This window comes from Kribbella antiqua (assembly GCF_004345665.1).
GTDB lineage: Bacteria > Actinomycetota > Actinomycetes > Propionibacteriales > Kribbellaceae > Kribbella > Kribbella antiqua.
The window spans coordinates 200,030-216,845 of record NZ_SLWR01000006.1; the positions used below are offsets into that span (position 1 = coordinate 200,030).

Annotated in this window: 14 protein-coding genes; 8 read left to right on the forward strand and 6 right to left on the reverse strand. The window is 67.5% G+C overall.

All coding sequences use genetic code 11. The annotated features are described in order from the left end of the window. Positions 1-103: 103 nt before the first annotated feature. Together secA and EV646_RS18645 are read left to right on the forward strand one after the other, a co-directional pair. On the forward strand, positions 104-3,007 hold the full coding sequence (secA, locus tag EV646_RS18640; RefSeq protein WP_132150196.1) for a preprotein translocase subunit SecA: 2,904 nt from the start codon (positions 104-106) through the stop codon (positions 3,005-3,007). Positions 3,008-3,100: 93 nt separating this feature from the next. After that, positions 3,101-4,045, forward strand: coding sequence for an NAD(P)H-dependent flavin oxidoreductase (locus EV646_RS18645; protein ID WP_132150198.1), 945 nt, complete (start codon positions 3,101-3,103; stop codon positions 4,043-4,045). Here EV646_RS18645 and EV646_RS18650 read toward each other — a convergent pair. Beyond that, positions 4,021-4,812 (reverse strand): endo alpha-1,4 polygalactosaminidase, encoded by a 792-nt coding sequence (locus EV646_RS18650; RefSeq protein ID WP_132150200.1) that lies wholly within the window; start codon positions 4,810-4,812, stop codon positions 4,021-4,023. The genes EV646_RS18645 and EV646_RS18650 overlap by 25 nt on opposite strands. Before the next feature lie 103 nt (positions 4,813-4,915). On the opposite strand from EV646_RS18650, the gene EV646_RS18655 reads away from it, so the two are divergent. The 6 genes from EV646_RS18655 to EV646_RS18680 are packed head-to-tail and all read left to right on the forward strand — an operon-like array spanning position 4,916 to position 11,924. Continuing rightward, positions 4,916-5,938 carry a LacI family DNA-binding transcriptional regulator gene (locus EV646_RS18655; protein ID WP_132150202.1) on the forward strand — a complete coding sequence of 341 codons (1,023 nt, stop codon included), beginning with the start codon at positions 4,916-4,918 and terminating at the stop codon, positions 5,936-5,938. A gap of 28 nt (positions 5,939-5,966) precedes the next feature. Continuing rightward, the gene (locus tag EV646_RS18660; RefSeq protein ID WP_132150204.1) at positions 5,967-7,256 is read left to right on the forward strand and encodes an extracellular solute-binding protein; all 1,290 of its coding nucleotides are present in this window, start codon (positions 5,967-5,969) and stop codon (positions 7,254-7,256) included. Beyond that, positions 7,253-8,149 carry a carbohydrate ABC transporter permease gene (locus EV646_RS18665; RefSeq protein WP_132150206.1) on the forward strand — a complete coding sequence of 299 codons (897 nt, stop codon included), beginning with the start codon at positions 7,253-7,255 and terminating at the stop codon, positions 8,147-8,149. Before EV646_RS18660 ends, EV646_RS18665 begins: the two co-directional genes overlap by 4 nt. Then, positions 8,146-8,961 (forward strand): carbohydrate ABC transporter permease, encoded by an 816-nt coding sequence (locus tag EV646_RS18670; protein ID WP_132150208.1) that lies wholly within the window; start codon positions 8,146-8,148, stop codon positions 8,959-8,961. Before EV646_RS18665 ends, EV646_RS18670 begins: the two co-directional genes overlap by 4 nt. An 18-nt stretch (positions 8,962-8,979) precedes the next feature. Next, positions 8,980-10,038, forward strand: coding sequence for a glycoside hydrolase family 130 protein (locus EV646_RS18675; protein ID WP_241996151.1), 1,059 nt, complete (start codon positions 8,980-8,982; stop codon positions 10,036-10,038). Further along, positions 10,035-11,924, forward strand: coding sequence for a hypothetical protein (locus EV646_RS18680; protein WP_132150210.1), 1,890 nt, complete (start codon positions 10,035-10,037; stop codon positions 11,922-11,924). Before EV646_RS18675 ends, EV646_RS18680 begins: the two co-directional genes overlap by 4 nt. On the opposite strand, the gene EV646_RS18685 is transcribed toward EV646_RS18680, so the two are convergent. The 5 genes from EV646_RS18685 to EV646_RS18705 all read right to left on the reverse strand — a co-directional run bounded on the left by EV646_RS18685 (position 11,905) and on the right by EV646_RS18705 (position 16,797). Further along, entirely contained in the window at positions 11,905-12,936 is a 1,032-nt protein-coding gene (locus tag EV646_RS18685; protein WP_132150212.1) for an aminoglycoside phosphotransferase family protein, read from the reverse strand. The genes EV646_RS18680 and EV646_RS18685 overlap by 20 nt on opposite strands. Positions 12,937-12,963: 27 nt before the next feature. After that, positions 12,964-13,806, reverse strand: a complete 843-nt coding sequence (locus EV646_RS40110) for a helix-turn-helix domain-containing protein (protein WP_241996152.1) — start codon at positions 13,804-13,806, stop codon at positions 12,964-12,966. Between the two features lie 102 nt (positions 13,807-13,908). Continuing rightward, positions 13,909-14,886, reverse strand: coding sequence for a VanW family protein (locus EV646_RS18695; RefSeq protein WP_241996153.1), 978 nt, complete (start codon positions 14,884-14,886; stop codon positions 13,909-13,911). Positions 14,887-15,137: 251 nt separating this feature from the next. Then, complete coding sequence (locus tag EV646_RS40845) at positions 15,138-16,016, reverse strand: Rv3235 family protein (protein WP_338419266.1); 879 nt, start codon at positions 16,014-16,016, stop codon at positions 15,138-15,140. Between the two features lies 1 nt (position 16,017). Further along, positions 16,018-16,797, reverse strand: a complete 780-nt coding sequence (locus EV646_RS18705; RefSeq protein WP_199237053.1) for a LysM peptidoglycan-binding domain-containing protein — start codon at positions 16,795-16,797, stop codon at positions 16,018-16,020. Positions 16,798-16,816: the final 19 nt, after the last annotated feature.

Genomic DNA, 16,816 nt, shown 5'->3' on the forward strand with positions numbered 1-16,816 from the left:
CGCCCCGTACCATGGGTGACGCACGCCGTTCCGACGGGTCGGACCGTGCCCTTTCGGCGTCGGCCGGAACCAGGCTTCAGCAGCAAGGAGAGAACTCCCCACCATGAAGGTGATCGACAAGGTCCTGCGGATCGGCGAGGGCAAGATCCTGCGCCAGCTCCAGGGCATCGCGAAGATGGTCAACTCGATCGAGGACGACTTCGTCGGCATGTCCGACGAGGAGTTGCGCGGTCAGACCGCGGAGTTCAAGCAGCGGCACGAGAACGGGGAGTCGCTCGACGCGCTGCTGCCGGAGGCGTTCGCGGTGGTCCGCGAGGCGGCCAAGCGGACGCTGCACCAGCGGCACTACGACGTCCAGATCATGGGCGGCGCCGCGCTGCACCTGGGCAACATCGCCGAGATGAAGACCGGTGAGGGCAAGACCCTGGTCGGTACCCTGCCGACGTACCTGAACGCCCTGTCCGGCAAGGGTGTGCACGTGGTCACGGTGAACGACTACCTGGCCAAGTACCAGGCCGAGTGGATGGGCCGGGTGTACCACTTCCTCGGCCTCGACTACGGCGTGATCCTGCCGGAGATGTCGCCGGCCGAGCGCCGGATCGCCTACGCCAAGGACATCACCTACGGCACCAACAACGAGTTCGGCTTCGACTACCTGCGCGACAACATGGCGCAGAGCATCGAGGACTGCGTCCAGCGCGAGCACAACTACGCGATCGTGGACGAGGTCGACTCGATCCTGGTCGACGAGGCCCGGACCCCGCTGATCATCTCCGGCCCGGCCGAGGACTCGCAGCGCTGGTACGTCGAGATGGCCCGGATCGCGAACGCACTGAAGCCGCGGATCGCCGACGACAAGGTGCCCGAGGAGCAGCGCCCGGTCGCCGACTACGAGGTGGACGAGAAGAAGCGCACCGTCGCCATCCTCGAGCGCGGTATCGAGAAGGTCGAGGACCGGCTCGGGATCGACAACCTCTACGAGTCGGCCAACACCCCGCTGATCAGCTACCTGAACAACGCGCTGAAGGCCAAGGACCTGTTCCGCAAGGACAAGGACTACGTGGTCGTCGACAACGAGGTGCTGATCGTCGACGAGCACACCGGCCGGACGCTGCACGGCCGCCGCTACAACGAGGGACTCCACCAGGCGATCGAGGCCAAGGAAGGCGTCGAGATCAAGGAGGAGTACCAGACCCTCGCGACGATCACGCTGCAGAACTACTTCCGCCTCTACGAGAAGCTGGCCGGCATGACCGGTACGGCGATGACCGAGGCGGCCGAGTTCCAGAAGATCTACGGCCTGGGCGTGGTCCCGATCCCGACCAACAAGCCGATGATCCGGGTGGACGAGCGGGACCTGATCTTCCGCACCGAGGACGCCAAGTTCGACGCGGTGGTCAAGGACATCGTCGCGGTGCACAAGACGGGCCAGCCGATCCTGGTCGGCACCACCAGCGTGGAGAAGTCGGAGCGGCTGTCCAACCAGCTGCGCAAGGAGAACATCGCGCACGAGGTGCTGAACGCGAAGCAGCACGCGCGGGAGGCGGCGATCGTCGCCGAGGCCGGCCGCAAGGGCGCCGTCACGGTGGCCACCAACATGGCCGGCCGTGGTACCGACATCATCCTCGGCGGCAACCCGGAGTTCCTGGCCGACAAGGAGCTGCGGGCCCGCGGCATCGACCCGGCCGAGTCGATCGAGGAGTACGAGACCGAGTACCCGACGGTCCTGGAGCAGTTCGAGAAGCAGGTCAAGGACGAGCAGGAGGAGGTCCGCGAGGCCGGCGGCCTGTACGTGCTCGGCACCGAGCGGCACGAGTCCCGCCGGATCGACAACCAGCTGCGCGGCCGGTCCGGCCGTCAGGGCGACCCGGGCAAGTCCCGGTTCTACCTGTCGCTGGAGGACGACCTGATGCGGCTGTTCAAGCGCGAGATGGTCGACTGGGCGATGTCGCGCAACAACGACGACAGCCAGCCGCTGGAGAACAAGGTCGTCACCAAGGCGATCGCGTCGGCGCAGTCCCAGGTCGAGGCGCAGAACTTCGAGACCCGCAAGAACATCCTCAAGTACGACGACGTGATGAACCGGCAGCGCCATGTCGTGTACGACGAGCGCCGCCGCGTACTCGAGGGCGCCGACCTGCGCGACCAGGTCCAGGACATGCTCGAGGAGACCGTCACCGGCTACGTCCAGGGCGCAACCGCGGACGGGTTCGCCGAGGACTGGGACCTGGATGCCCTCTTCACCGCGCTGAAGACGCTGTACTCGACCGAGCTGACCGAGGACGACCTGATCGAGGAGGCCGGTGGCGAGAAGGCCGGCCTGACCCAGGACTTCCTGGTCGAGCGCTTCATCGAGGACGCCAAGGCGGCGTACGAGAAGCGCGAGGAGCTGCTCGGTGAGGACGCGATGCGCGAGCTGGAGCGTCGCGTCGTACTGAGTGTGCTGGACCGCAAGTGGCGTGAGCACCTGTACGAGATGGACTACCTGCGCGAGGGCATCGGCCTGCGCGCGATGGCCCAGCGCGATCCGTTGGTCGAGTACCAGCGCGAGGGCTACGACATGTTCGCCGCGATGATGGAGTCGATCAAGGAAGAGTCGGTCGCCTTCATCTTCAACGTCGAGGTGGACGTCGAGGCGATGCGGGCCGAGATGGAGCTGGCCGAGGCCGAGGCCGAGTTCGACGACACCGAAGCCGAGGAAGAGGACATCCTCACGCCGGGTGCGCCGGTGGCGGAGTTCCCTGGCCGGGTCCAGGACGAGCCGCGCCCGCGGGACACCCCGCGGCTGCGGGCCAAGGGCCTGACCGGTGAGAGCCGGCCGCAGCGGTTGTCGTACTCGGCGCCGACGATCGACGGCGACGACGAGGTCGCGGTCCGGCAGGACGCGGGCGAGGAAGGCGGCTTGATGTACGCCGGCACTCCCCGCAACGTCGCTTGCCCGTGCGGTTCCGGCAAGAAGTACAAGCGCTGCCACGGTGACCCGCAGTCGGACGTCTACAAGTTCTGAATCACCTCGTAACGGCCGGTCCTCTTTGAGGGCCGGCCGTTCAGTGTGTCAGGCGCCATGGCGCCGGCTCTGCTGATGTGATGCGCTGGCTGCATGTGGCTGACGGAGAAGTTCGGGTTGTCCGTTCCGGTGGTCGGTGCGCCGATGGCGAATGTGAGCGGAGGCAAGCTGACCGCCGCGATCTCGGCGGCCGGGGGACTGGGGATGCTCGGCGCGGGTTCCGCGGTGAGCGCTGACTGGATCCGCACCGAAGGCGCGGTCGCCTCCCGGTCTGGGAAGCCGTACGGGGTCGGGTTGATGGCCTGGTCGGTCAAGGATCACCCCGAGCACCTGGACGCCGTACTCGAGCTCAAGCCCGCGCTCGTCTCGCTCAGCTTCGGCAACTATTCGCCGTACGTCGGGATGCTGCAGAAGGAAGGCATTGTCGTGGCGACGCAGGCCGGGACGGTCGCGGACGCGCGGGAGGCGATCGATGCCGGGGTCGAGGTGATCGTTGCTCGCGGCGCCGAGGCAGGCGGTCACGGACGCAACGCTGTCGCCACCCTCCCGCTCCTGCAGGCGATCCTCGACCTCACCGACCTTCCCGTCCTCGCGGGCGGCGGCATCTCCGGCCCGCGCGGGCTCGCCGCCGTACTGGCTGCTGGTGCGGCCGGCGCTTGGATCGGTACGGCGTTTCTTACCTGTGTCGAGGCTTTGACGCCCTCGTCGGTCCGGGCGCGGGTGATCGAGGCAGATGAGACCGAGACCGTTTACGGCACGGTCTTCGACGCCGCCTCTCGGGCCGGGTGGCCTGACGAGTTTGGTGGTCGCGCTCTGCGGAACGCCTATTTCGACACGTGGGAAGGTCGCGAGGAAGCCTTGAAAACGGACGATGTGGGCCACACGGACTACGTCGACGGCGTGCGCAGCGCGGACCCGGCTCGCACCTCGATCTACGCGGGACAAGGCGTCGGCGCTCTGACTTCACAACTGACCGCTGCGCAGGTCCTCGATGGCTTCGCTCGCTATCGGACCTACTTGCAGGCTGCCCTCAGGTAGTCGGGGCTGCCGGGGGTGGAGACCTCCAGGTCGCGTTGGACGATGGTGAGGGCGTCGCCGTACTCGGTGCAGGCAGCTTTCAGGCCGCTGGAGGTGTACTCGATCACGATGACGTTGTTGCCGAAGGCATCGACATAGTCGGCGCATTCGTCGTGCTCGCCGCATTCCTCGGCGACGGCGAAGTCGAGCCCGACTGTCTCCCGGTCGCCGGCGAGCTCGACGGTGTTCTTCTGGCCGATGGCGAGGTTCTTAGCGTGGGCGTGGGTCGCGATGAGGGTGTGGAAAGCCTTGGCCTGGTCGGGCGTGAGCATGTTCTTCGAGCGGGTGTAGCTGTCGTAGTTGTCTGGCTCGATCGCTTGGTAGCCCTTGGCCGCGCAGTCGTCGATCCAGGCGTTGACCTTCGCGGCGATCCGGGTGCGCTTGTCGTCGGTGCGGAGGTCTAGCAGCGGTTCGTTCCAGTCCTCGTCGATCACGAGGTTGCCGGCGGCGTCGCGGAGGAGCAGGTCGGGGTCCCAATCCTTTTGTTCACCGGGCTGGACCTGGAAGGCGTTGACGTAACAGACGTTGTAGAGCCCGGGCGCGGGTGCCGCCGTACGGTCGCGGGTGACGACCTCGACGCCGGCGGGCGGGTCGTACGCCCCGCCTAGCTGGTAGTCGAAACCGGCGTGGGTCGGCGGCAGGGTGAGAGCCGGCGCAGCGGTGGTCTGGTCGGCAGGCGTGCAGGCTGTGAGGCCGGCGACCAGTGCGACTACGAGCAGTGAACGCACCGCCGCAGCGTACGTGCTGACCGGTCCGACCTCTTGACGGACGTTGTTTTAACCGGTTTAGTGACTGTCTAAACCGGTTTAAACGCCTGTCGAGTGAGGTCAGATGAGCAAGCAGCGGCCGACGATCGCCGACGTGGCGACCCGCGCGGGCGTGTCCAAGGGTGCGGTGTCGTTCGCCTTGAACGGCCGCCCCGGGCTGGCTCAGGCGACGGTCGACAAGATCCTGGCCGCGGCCGACGAGCTCGGCTGGCGTCCGAGCAACCGAGCCCGGTCGCTCTCGGTCTCGAAGGCATTCGCGCTCGGGCTGGTGATCACGCGAGACCCGGCCGTGCTGTCGTCGGACCCGTTCTTCCCGGCCTTCATCGCGGGCGTCGAGAGTGTGCTCGCCACTCGCGGGCAGGCGCTCGTCCTGCAGGTCGTCACCGCCGGCGAGGACGAGGAGGCCGGCTACCGACGGCTCGCGCAAGACGCCAGGGTCGACGGCGTCTTCCTGTCCGACCTCCGTCACGACGACCCACGGATCGACCTGCTGGTCGAGCTCGGACTGCCCGCAGTGAGCCTGAACCGCCCCGACGGCGCGTCGCCGTTCCCCGCCGTCATCCTCGATGACCGGCCTGGTACGAGCGCAGTCGTCGAGCATCTGCTGGACCTCGGTCATCGCCGGATCGCGCACGTCGCCGGCCCGCCGGCCTTCGTGCATGCGATGGCCCGCTCCGCCGCCTTCGTCTCGACTCTGGCCACCGCCGGTCTGGAACCGGTGGCTGTCGAGACCGGCGACTTCACTGCTGCAGGCGGCATCGCGGCCACCCGGCGGCTACTCGCGCTACCGGAGCCGCCGACCGCAATCGTCTACGCCAACGACCGGATGGCGATCGCCGGTCTCGGCGCAGCTCAGGCGGCGGGGCTAACCGTGCCGGACGACCTGAGCATCGCCGGCTTCGACGACAGCGAGCTCGCCGAATACGTTCACCCCGGACTGACCACCGTCCGCGCCGACCCTTTCCGCTTTGGCGAGGCGGCTGCGCAGACGCTCAACCGAGTCGTCGACGGCGAGGCCGACGTACCCGATGTCGAACTGCCACCGGCGCAGCTCGTCGTACGCAACTCAACCGCCGCCCCGGCCTAAAGCACCTGCATTGCCCCCTGGAGGAACCATGAAGTTACAAGCCGGACTGCTGGCCCTCGCTTTGGCCGGCTCACTCGTCGCGTGTGGTGACAGTGGCGGCGGCGCTGGTGACGCCGACGCCGCGGCCAGCGCCCGCGGCCCGATCAACATCTGGTACTCGAACAACGCCGAGGAAGTGGCCTGGGGCAAGCAAATGGTCGCGGCCTGGAACGCGGCTCACCCCGATCAGAAGGTCACCGCCCAGGAGATCCCCACCGGCAAGAGCTCCGAAGAGGTCATCGGCGCCGCGATCACCGCAGGCAACGCTCCCTGCCTGATCTTCAACACGTCACCCGCGTCGGTCTCCCAGTTCCAGAAACAAGGCGGTCTGGTTCCGCTCGACAGCTTCAGCGACGGTACGTCGTACATCGAGGAACGCTCGGGTGACGTCGCCAAGCAGTACAAGTCGAGCGACGGCAAGTACTACCAGCTGCCCTGGAAGTCGAACCCGGTGATGATCTTCTACAACAAGAAGGCGTTCGCCAAGGCAGGGATCGATACCACGAAGCCGCCGCTGGCTACGTACGACGAGTTCCTCGCGGCCTCACGCAAGATCGTTGCCTCGAAGGCGGCGAAGTTCGCGATCTACCCGGCGCCGAGCAACGAGTTCTTCCAGTCCTGGTTCGACTTCTACCCGCTGTTCGCGGCCGAGACCGGCGGCAAGCAACTGGTTGCCGATGGCAAGGCTCAGTTCAACTCCGACGAGGGCAAGAAGGTCGCGACCTTCTGGCGGACGATGTACGCCGACAAGCTGGCGTCGCAGGAGAAGTACACCGGTGACGCGTTCGTCGACGGCACCGCGGCGATGGCCGCGGTCGGGCCATGGGCAATCGCAACCTACAAGGGCAAGGTCGACTGGGGCGTCGTCCCGGTGCCGACCTCGGCCGGCAAGCCGGCCGACGAGATCCATACGTTCTCCGACGCGAAAAACGTTGCCATGTACTCCGCGTGCAAGAACCGCGGCACGGCATGGGATGTGCTGAAGTTTGCCACCAGCAAGGAACAGGACGGCAAGTTCCTGGCGGCCAGCGGCCAGATGCCCCTGCGCAAGGACGTTACCGCGGCGTACCCCGACTACTTCGCCAAGAACCCTGACTACAAGGTGTTCGCCGACCAGGCCGCCCGTACGGTCGAGGTGCCGAACGTGGCGAATTCGATCACCATCTGGCAGACCTTCCGGGACGCCTACTCCAAGTCGGTCATCTTCGGCCAGGAAGACCCCGGCACGGCCCTGGACGGCGCCGCACAGAAGGTCGATCAACTCGCTAAGCAGTCATGAGACGGGGTCTGCTCGGGCGGGTGCTGGGTGAGCACCCGGTCGGGGCCGTCTTCGTCACGCCGTACGTCGTGTTCCTGGCGGCGGTGTTCGCCTATCCGCTCGGGTTCGCCGTCTACATGTCCTTCCACGACTACTTCTTCACCGCCCCCGGCGCGATCGTGGAGCGGCCGTTCGTGGGGTTCGACAACTACGTCACCGTGTTGTCGGATCCCGCGGTCCGGCGGGCCTTCTGGAATGTGCTGGTGTTCCTCGTGATCAACGTGCCGCTGACCGTCGTACTGGCGCTCGGTCTGGCGAACGCGTTGAACGCGGCGATCCGGTGGCGGACGTTCTTCCGGGTCAGCTACTACGTGCCTTACGTGACGGCGAGTGTGGCGGTGGTCGGGGTCTGGCTGTTCCTGTTCAACTCGAACGGACTGGTCAACTCCGTCCTCGGCCCGCTCGCGCCGGATCCGTCCTGGTTGGTGAACTCGAAGCTCGCCATGCCAACGGTCGCGATCTATGTGACCTGGAAACAGCTCGGGTTCTTCATCCTGCTGTATCTGGCCGCGCTGCAGAACGTGTCGAAGGACCTCTACGAGGCGGCCGCGATGGATGGCGCCGACAAGTGGAAGTCGTTCTGGAACGTGACTGTTCCGGGAGTGCGGCCGGCGACGACTCTCGTCGTACTGCTGGCGACCGTGACCGGAGCGAATCTCTTCACCGAGCCGTATCTGCTGACCGGTGGTGGCGGGCCGGACGGTGCGTCGGCGTCGCCGGTGCTGGTGATGTACCAGAAGGGCATCGAGCAGGGGAACCCGGACATCGGGTCCGCGATCGGCGTGCTGCTGGTGATCGCCGTACTGGCTCTTGCGCTGATCGAGCGGCGCTTCGTGGGGAGGGAGGAGTCGTGAAGCTGCGTTTCGTTTCCCTGCTCGTGGGCGCCTTCGTGTTCCTGTTTCCCTTCTACTACATGCTGATCGGGAGTCTGCAGGCCGAGCCGGATCCGTCGGTGAGCGGGGCGATTCCGGCGGGCAATCTGACCTTGCACAACTACAGCGAGATCAACAGCGCGATCAATCTCGGCCGGTCGCTGGTGAACTCGGGCATCTTCACCGGCGGTGTCATCCTCGGCACGCTGGTTTTCGGCGTACTCGCGGGCTACGCGCTGGCGCGGCTGCAGTTCCGCGGTCGGGGCGTGGTGTTCAACCTGATGCTGCTGTTCCAGGTCGTGCCGTTCCAGCTGTTGACGATTCCCTTGTATGTGCTGATCGTGCGGAGCTACGGGCTGGCCGACTCGTATCTGGGGATGATCCTGCCGTTCGCGATCAACTCGACCGCGGTCCTGGTGTTCCGCCAGTACTTCCTGCAGTTGCCGGTCGAGTTGTTCGACGCGGCCCGGATCGACGGTGCGTCGGAGCTGAACATCCTGTGGCGGATAGCGGTTCCGTTGGTGCGGCCGGCGCTGCTGACCGGCGTACTGCTGACGTTCATCGGGCCGTGGAACGAGTTCCTCTGGCCGTTCCTGATCACCAAACAGCAGGATCTGCAGCCGCTGGCCGTGTCGCTGTCGAACTATCTGACCACGGTTTCGGCGCGGGCGGCGAACCCGTTCGGCGCCGTCCTTGCGGGGGCGTGTGTGCTGGCCGCGCCGGCGGTGGCGTTGTTCCTGATCTTCCAGCGCCGCTTTATCTCTTCGAGCCTCGAGTCCGGGGTCAAAGGCTAACTCTGAAAGGCATTTGTGGTGACTGTTCCCTACGCCCTTACTCGTGTCGGCGTACTGATGACGCCCGAGCCCGGCAACGACCTCGAGGCCGAAGGGGTGCTGAATCCGGCCACCGGACACACACCGGACGGGCAGCTGTACCTGCTTCCCCGACTCGTTGCTTCCGGCAACGTGTCGCGAGTGGGCCTGGCTGCTGTCGAAGTGAAGGACGGTGTCCCGGTCGGGGTACGACGGGAAGGCGTCGTACTGGCGCCGGATGCAGGCTGGGAGCGCGGCAAGAACAACGCCGGGGTCGAGGATCCGCGGGTGACCTGGATCCCGTCGCTGCGCACGCACGTGATGACCTACGTCGCCTATGGTCCGCTCGGGCCGAAGCCGGCGCTGGCGGTGTCACCGGATCTACGCAACTGGGAGCGGTTGGGCCCGCTGCACTTCGAGTACCAGCCCGACCTGGACACCGACCTGAATCTGTTTCCGAACAAGGACACCGTCTTCTTCCCGGAGCCGGTGCCGGGGCCGGACGGCGAGCCGTCGTACGCGATGCTGCACCGGCCGATGTGGGACCTCGGGTGGTTCCGCGAGGGCGAGGGTGTGCATCTGCCGGCCGGTGTCACCGACGATCGGCCAGGGATCTGGGTGTCGTTCGTACCGGTGGAGCTGGTCACGCGGGATGTGCGGAACCTGGTACATCTGCGCAACCACCGGCTGGTGGCGATGTCGGAATACCCCTTCGAGGAGTTGAAGATCGGGGCCGGGCCGGCGCCACTGCGGGTGCCGGAAGGGTGGCTGGTGATCCACCACGGGGTGACGGGCGAGCAGCCGCAGGGGTTCGACCCGACGACCCAGAAGGTCAGCTACGCGGCGGGGGCGCTGCTGCTGGACGCGTCCGATGTGACTCGCGTGATCGCCCGGACGCCGGAACCACTGCTGGTGCCGGAGACGGACGAGGAGCGGATCGGAACCGTCGGGAACGTGGTGTTCCCGACCGCGATCGAGGAGGTGGACGGAGTGCGTTACGTCTTCTACGGAATGGCCGATGCAGCCATCGGGGTGGCTCGATTGGCCCGGACCCCATGACCGTCAGCCGCCGCACCGTCCTCGGTGGAGCTTTCGCTCTGGGCGCCGCATCGACAGTCACGCTGCCGGCTTCCGCTTCGGGCCGGTTGAGCAACCTCGCCCATCTCGACTTCCTGCGTACGTCGGTGACGCCGCCAGCCGCCGCTGGTCATACGACGTACGGCTCCGGTCCACTCGGCGTGCTGTGGACCTACGCGGACCGTCAGCCCGACGGTTCGTACAAACGCATCGGCGGCGGTGCTTTTGACCCTGTGACCAACACCTACGGCCAGGGTGCCTACAACGCGGACGACATCTCCCGAGCTGCTGTCGTCTATCTGCGCAGCCAGCGGCTGGACGTTGCGCGGGACCTGCTCCGCGGCCTGACGTACTTGCAATCGCCCAACGGCAACGTGGTCTTGTGGATGCAGCCGGACGGGACGCTGAACCCCAGCGCGGATCCAGTCGAGCTCCCCGACCCGTCTGACTCCGGACCGTCGTACTGGCTGGCTCGGACGGTGTGGGCGCTGGGGGAGGGGTACTCCGCCTTCCGGCGCGTGGACCGCGGCTTTGCTGAGTTCCTTCGCGCAAGGCTTGAGTTGGCGATTGCTGCGTTGGAGCGGCAGGTGCTGGTGCGCTACGGCCAGTGGAACATCGTCGACGGTCGTCGTCTGCCCGCCTGGCTCATCGTGAACGGCGCTGACGCGACCTCCGAGGCAGTCCTCGGCTTGGCGGCGTACGTGCGGGCCGGTGGATCAGTGCGGGCCCGACGAGCTTTGGCGCGCTTTGCTGAAGGCATCGCGTCGATGAGTGCGGGCTCCACCCGGGTGTGGCCGTTCCGCGCGCTCTTGCCGTGGGGCGAGTCCATCGCCGACTGGCACGCCTGGGGCGCGCAGATGCCGTCCGCACTCGCTGCCGCGTCGTCAGTACTCGGGACGCCACTCACGCCTGCTATCGGCGACACCGCTGGGTTCACCCCGCTTCTGCTCACCGCGGGCGGTCCCGACAACGGCTGGCTGCCCGCACCGATCGACCGTACCCAGATCGCGTACGGCGTCGACGCCCGACTGCAGGGCGTCCTGGCCGTTGGCCTGCAGCACCTCGCCGCCTTCGTTGCCGCTTGGTACTTCGGCGCCAACCGAGCCGGCTCGCCCATGTACGACCCCGCGACGGGCCGCACGTACGACGGGGTCTCCGGCGACGGCGTCGTCAACCGCAACTCGGGCGCAGAGTCCACCATCCACGGCCAACTCTCCATGCTGGCATTGGACGCTGCCCCGGCAGTTGCTTCGTTGGCGCAGCAATTGGGCGCCGGACCTGTACTTCGCTCCGGCCTCAGCGTGGTCGAAGCAGAGTCTGCCGCAGGCGGCCAGGTCGTCACTCCACCATCAGCCTGGACCGGCGAATCCCAGTGGAGCAACGGCTCCTACCTCACGTTCGGCTCGGCGAACTGGACCCTGCCGCCGTCCGCTGAGTCCCGCTTGGTGCTGCCCGTGGTGAACCTCGTCAACGATCCCGGCCACACCACCTGGTCCACGGACTCGCTTGCCTTGGGCACGATCGACCACGGCACCGCAGGTCCTCAAGGCATCTCCGCCGCTCCGGGCGTCCTGCAGCCGATCACCTTGCCCACCGCGCTCCCGCCGTACGCAACCCAGTTGAAAGCAGAGGGCTCCGGCGACGTGCAGGTCGACGCCATCCTGCTGCTGCCCACCATCAGCAGCCTTCAGTTGGCAGGCGGTCTGCTGCTCGCGAGCGTCGAGTCCCACCCGCGCAACGTCAGCGTCCCTATTGGCGGCACCGCCTACTCCTACACCGCGTCCGGCACCCTGCACTCCCGCCGCCGCGTGAGCCCGTCGTCCCGCGTCGCCGTCCAACCAGGCGGCTTCACCGTCGTACTCGCTTGATCGCCTCACCGCACCAGCCGGCGACGAAGGCGAGCGCTTGGCCACGTTGGTGGAAGAGGTACTCGCTGTCGGCCTGCTGGTGGTAGGCCTTGTGGGAGGTGTTGGAGGCCTGCCCGAGCAGGCCAGGCAGCAGCCAGGCGTACTTGACCCCAGATGCCATTACGGCGAGGCGAACCAGGTCCGGATCGCCTCGCCAGCCGGCCTCGCGGAGGCCGTCGAGGTAGTTGTCGATACAGGTCTCGGCGAGCTCGGCGATGCGCTCGGCCGGCCAGAAGAGATCGAACACGGCATCGGGGATGTGGTTGCCGATGTCCTCGCCGAGGGCGCCGTCGCCGGTGAACGCCCAGTCGAGCAGCGTGAACTCACCAGTCGGCCGCCGGATCACATTCGACACCCAGAAGTCGAGGTGGCACCGAGCGCGCGGGAGGCTCGCCACCAAGTCGAGCAGCTCGTCGCGGTGGTTGAGCAGGCCTACCCAGGCTGACCGTAGCCCGGTCGGCCACGTCTGCTTGACGAGTGGTTGCTGCCAGGCGGCGTCGTCGTCGAGCAGCTCCCACGGGACGGCCCGAGTGGTCGAGTAGTCGCGCAGAAAGCCGACCGACGTCCAAGGACGCTCACCGGCCGGCCGCGCCTGCCATCGCCCGCACGCTTTCGCCAACGCAGCATGGTCGACGAGAGCAAGGCTGGTGCCCGCAGTGCCGTCGACATCCTCCATCGACAGCACGGCGCCGTCCACCTGCTCCTCGACGTCCGCCTCGGGCAGCGGGAGACCCGCGTCGGCCAGTTGCCGGCGGAGTACGTCGTCCCCGTAGACCTCGAGCTCGCGTCGCCAGTAGTTCCAGTGCCGCGGATCCTCTGACGCTGCCCACGGCCCGACCGAGTCGACGGGCTTGCGAAGCTCCTTCCGGACGATCGTGCGACCGTCGTCGTACGTCACCCGCTCGACTGTCGCAGTCACCGCGTTGAGCGGGTTGTGCCGGAGCGTCGTCGTACTGGTCTCGGCAGCGCTCATGGACGGGAGCTTAAGGGTTTGCTGCGGTCAGCTGAGGAGGAGGCGCGGAGGCAGGCCGGTCAGGGCTTTGACGTCCCGCGTGAAGTGGGCCTGGTCGGCGTACCCGAATCGTGCGGCGACTTCGGCCAGGGCGAGGCCGGTGCGGGCGTGGTCGAGGGCCACGTTCAGGTGGAGCACTCGGTCGAGCATCTTCGGGCCGTACCCGAAGGCGTCCAGGCACCGCCGATGCAGCTGCCGTTCACTCAACCCGACGCTACTCGCCAGCGACAACACACCCGCCCCGTCCTCAAGCATCGCCGCCCCACCGTCAGGCCTGCGCGCCGGTGTCCCCGAGACGGTCGGTGTTCGGCCCGCCCGGAGCCCAACGCCATCTCGTGTCTCGTTGGCGCGAGGGCTGCCTCGAAGCATGCGCGAGCCGCCTCGAAGCACGCCGTCCCGGACCGCACGCAGCACCTGCGTGATCAGTCGGTCCGCGGGCTCCTCCGTCAGGTCCGCAACCATCTGTTCGAGCGCGAGCGCCGGGACATCCGCCGATCTCACCTGATCCGCCAGCCGCCTGCTCCGCGATGGCGACCACAGATCACCCAGTGACACCCGCTGGTTCAGCAGCTCACGTGCCGGTACGCCGAGGAACCGCGGCGCCATCCCCGGCGCGAACCGGATCCCCGCGAACTCCGTCCCGGGCTCGGCCGTCCCGATCCACGCCCGGCTGTCCGGCCCGGCGACGATCAGCTCGTCATCCGAGAGAAGTAGGTCCATGCAGCCATCGGGAAGGATCCGGAAGTCCCCGCCCTCCGACGTCCGCGTCCAGAGTGTCGCGCCGGGCACCCGTGTGGGGCGCTCCCGGTACGGCTCACCAACCTCGCTCACCTTCCCAGTCTGCAACCCACCGCCGACAATTTCCCGCCCCAGCGCGACGTGGGGTCAGTTGTCGGGTGTGAGCCACGCGGGGGCCCCGGCGGGATCCCGCACCTAGCCCGTGCGGGTGTCACTCACGTCCAGCACGTCGACGCCGACCGGCACATACTTGGCCAGGGCAACGTTCTCGCGGATCAGTTCGTCGCGGATCGCCGTACCGGTGCGCCGGTCGATCACCGTTCGCCAGATCTCGTTGCGCCGGAAGTAATCCGCGCCGACGCGCAGGAATCGCTCCCCACGCGCGAACACGCGGTACGACGACTTGGTCGCCGCGTCGGCCAGGATCGATCCTTCGAGGTAGCGATCGCCAACGCCGACGCGCAACTGGAAGGTCAGGTCGGTGTCGTTGCGGAACTGCAGATCCACATAGTTGTAGACGATGCTGCAACCCACGCCCCACGGCAGCACCCGGCCGTTGTCGGGGAACGGGTCGAAGCTGTGCGTGGACCGCTCTGTCACCGTCATCGGCGAGTGCAGCACCATCCAGTGCAGCAGGTTGGCGAGCTGGCAGATCCCACCACCTATGCCCGCCTTCGCCTGCCCATTGGACAGCCGCATGCCCATCACATATCCCTTGCGACGGGTCGCGTTGCCCACCACCTGGTTGAACGAGAACGTCTCACCAGGCCGGATCAGCAGCCCGTCGATCTGCGCGCACGCGAGCCGCAGGTTCGTCACCTTGTTGCGCTGCATCCACATCTCGGTCTCACCCAGCTGCCGCATCAACAACGACCGGTGCCGCTCCACTCGGACCGGCAAATCGTCAGCCTGTCGTCTTTGCGCGTACGGCGTACTGGACCGCATCCACTCGATCCGCTTGAGCATCCGGTGGTACCGCACCGCCAGCGGATAAAGCAGCGGCAGTCGCTCAGTCCACCGCCGCCGTACGCTCGGAAACACTCGGGCGCGCTCCGCGTCGCTCAACTCCTCCAGCCCGATCCGCCAAGGCTGGTCGGCCGGCATCACCCCAGTGGATGCCGGCCGGTCTACTGCGACCGACGGAGGTGCGCTGTTGATGGTGACGTCAGGCATCCGATTCCCCCGAACGACGCGTGCTCCCTCGACCCACCCGGCCACCGTACGCCGCCCCGTCCCGCAGCTCCGTGACAACAACAGCACGATCGGATTGCGCTCACGAGATACCTTCTCCGCCTTCACCCACAACCCTCCTCCAGCTGCCGCCGGCAACAACCACCTGCCGCAGATCCCAGTCGCCCAAATCAGACTGCCTACCACCCCAAAAGGTTCATCCCACACGTGGTCGTGAACGTCGGTCGCGGGGGTCAGCCGATTTCGAGGGCGGTGCAGACCCAGCGGTTGCGGCGGATTTCCATCCGGAGGGCGATGGCGCGGGAGCGTTCGCCGTGGCGGACGTGGGCGGCGACTTCGGCGACCTGCTTCGCGGGAGTGCAGATGCGGATGGAACGGACGGCGCTGCGTTCCTTGGCACCGCGAGCCGTCGCGGTGGTTGTCAACCCGAGCAGACGGACCCGGCGGTTGAGGTCGGCGAACACCACCTCATCCGTGAACCGAACCAACTGCGAGATCGGCCGAACGCCAGCCAGCACCTCAGACACCGCCTGCACCAACCGCCCAGCCCAAGCCCGCGCATCCGGCACCCCAGGCCCCGCCGCCACAACACCCGCAGAAACGGCACCAGAGACAACCTCCGCAGAACCCGCACCCGAGACAACCTCCGCCGGCTCAGCAACCACAACCAACGCGGGTCGCGTAGGTGTGGTCGGACTGCTTGGCGTTGGCGCGACCTGGTCTGGTGTCGGCGCCGGGCCGGCGGTCGGGGCTGCTTCTGCGGGGCTCACAGCTGCTGTCGCCGGCAGCACCTCCATCGCATGTGTGGACGGCGTTGGTGCGGCGTCGGCGGCTGGGCTGGCTGGGCTGGGGACTACGCCGAGGCGGGTCAGGGAATGAAGGCGTTGGGCCAGGGTGTCGCTGGTCATAGTGCCTGCGTCGCGGACGGTTGCCGGAATGGTGTACGCGACCGACTCGGCCCCGACTGCTCGGAGGCGAGGCGTTGCCACAGCGGCCGGCTCGTTGGCCGGACTGCCGGCTGCGACCGCACCTGGCTTTCCACCGGTTCGTGAAGGAGCCGTCGCAGTATCGGCGGTTTGGGTGGGGAGCGCGGACAGGTTGGGGTGGCTCATGTCAGTTCTCCTGGTGGGTGGGCGGCGTGGGGTGACCGGGCGCGGCTGCTGGGGTGCGCAGTACCTGGCCGGGAAGGATGAGGTCGGGGTCGGGCCCGATCTGTTGCCGGTTGGCGGCGTACCAGGCGGGCCAGCGGGCGGCGATCGCCGAGTGGTCGGCGTTGGGCCCGAGCTCGGCGGCCGCGATGCTCCAGAGGGTGTCGCCGGGTTTGACGACGACGCGTCCGGCGAGCCGAACCGGCTGTCCAGAACGGAGATCGGTGTACCGGGTCGGAGCACCCGTGGTCGGCCGGTCCGGCACACCGACCCGGACACGCGTGCCATCCGGCTCGGCCGCCCGCGTACTCGCGCCAACCTGCGCCCCAGAGCTGTGTGGAACCCCGACGGCTCCGGTCAAAACAGACGACCGCGGCTCGGTCGCGCGCCAGTTCGACGCATCGGGCGAAGCGGCGTGGGCCACGCTGACCGTCAGGGGAGTGGCAGCGGCTACGCCCAGAGCCGAGCGGAGTAGGGCATGAGAGGTCCGCGACGTGATCCGGCCGGCGAGTGCTGAGCCGACGGCACCGATTGCGCCCGGAAGCTGCTCCAGCACCGTCGCCAAAACCGCGAGTACGAGCCACCCGTAGGCCATCCACGCGACCGTGCCGACCGCGAGTACGGCCATCGAGTCGAGGTCGTGGCTGTTCGCCGCGCCGAACGAGCCGGCTGTCGTCCAGCGCAGACCCAGGCCGAGACCGGCCAGCGCCACAAGCGCGAGCATGCCTTTCAGTGCCCGGATCATCGCGTTCATCCCCGTTCGC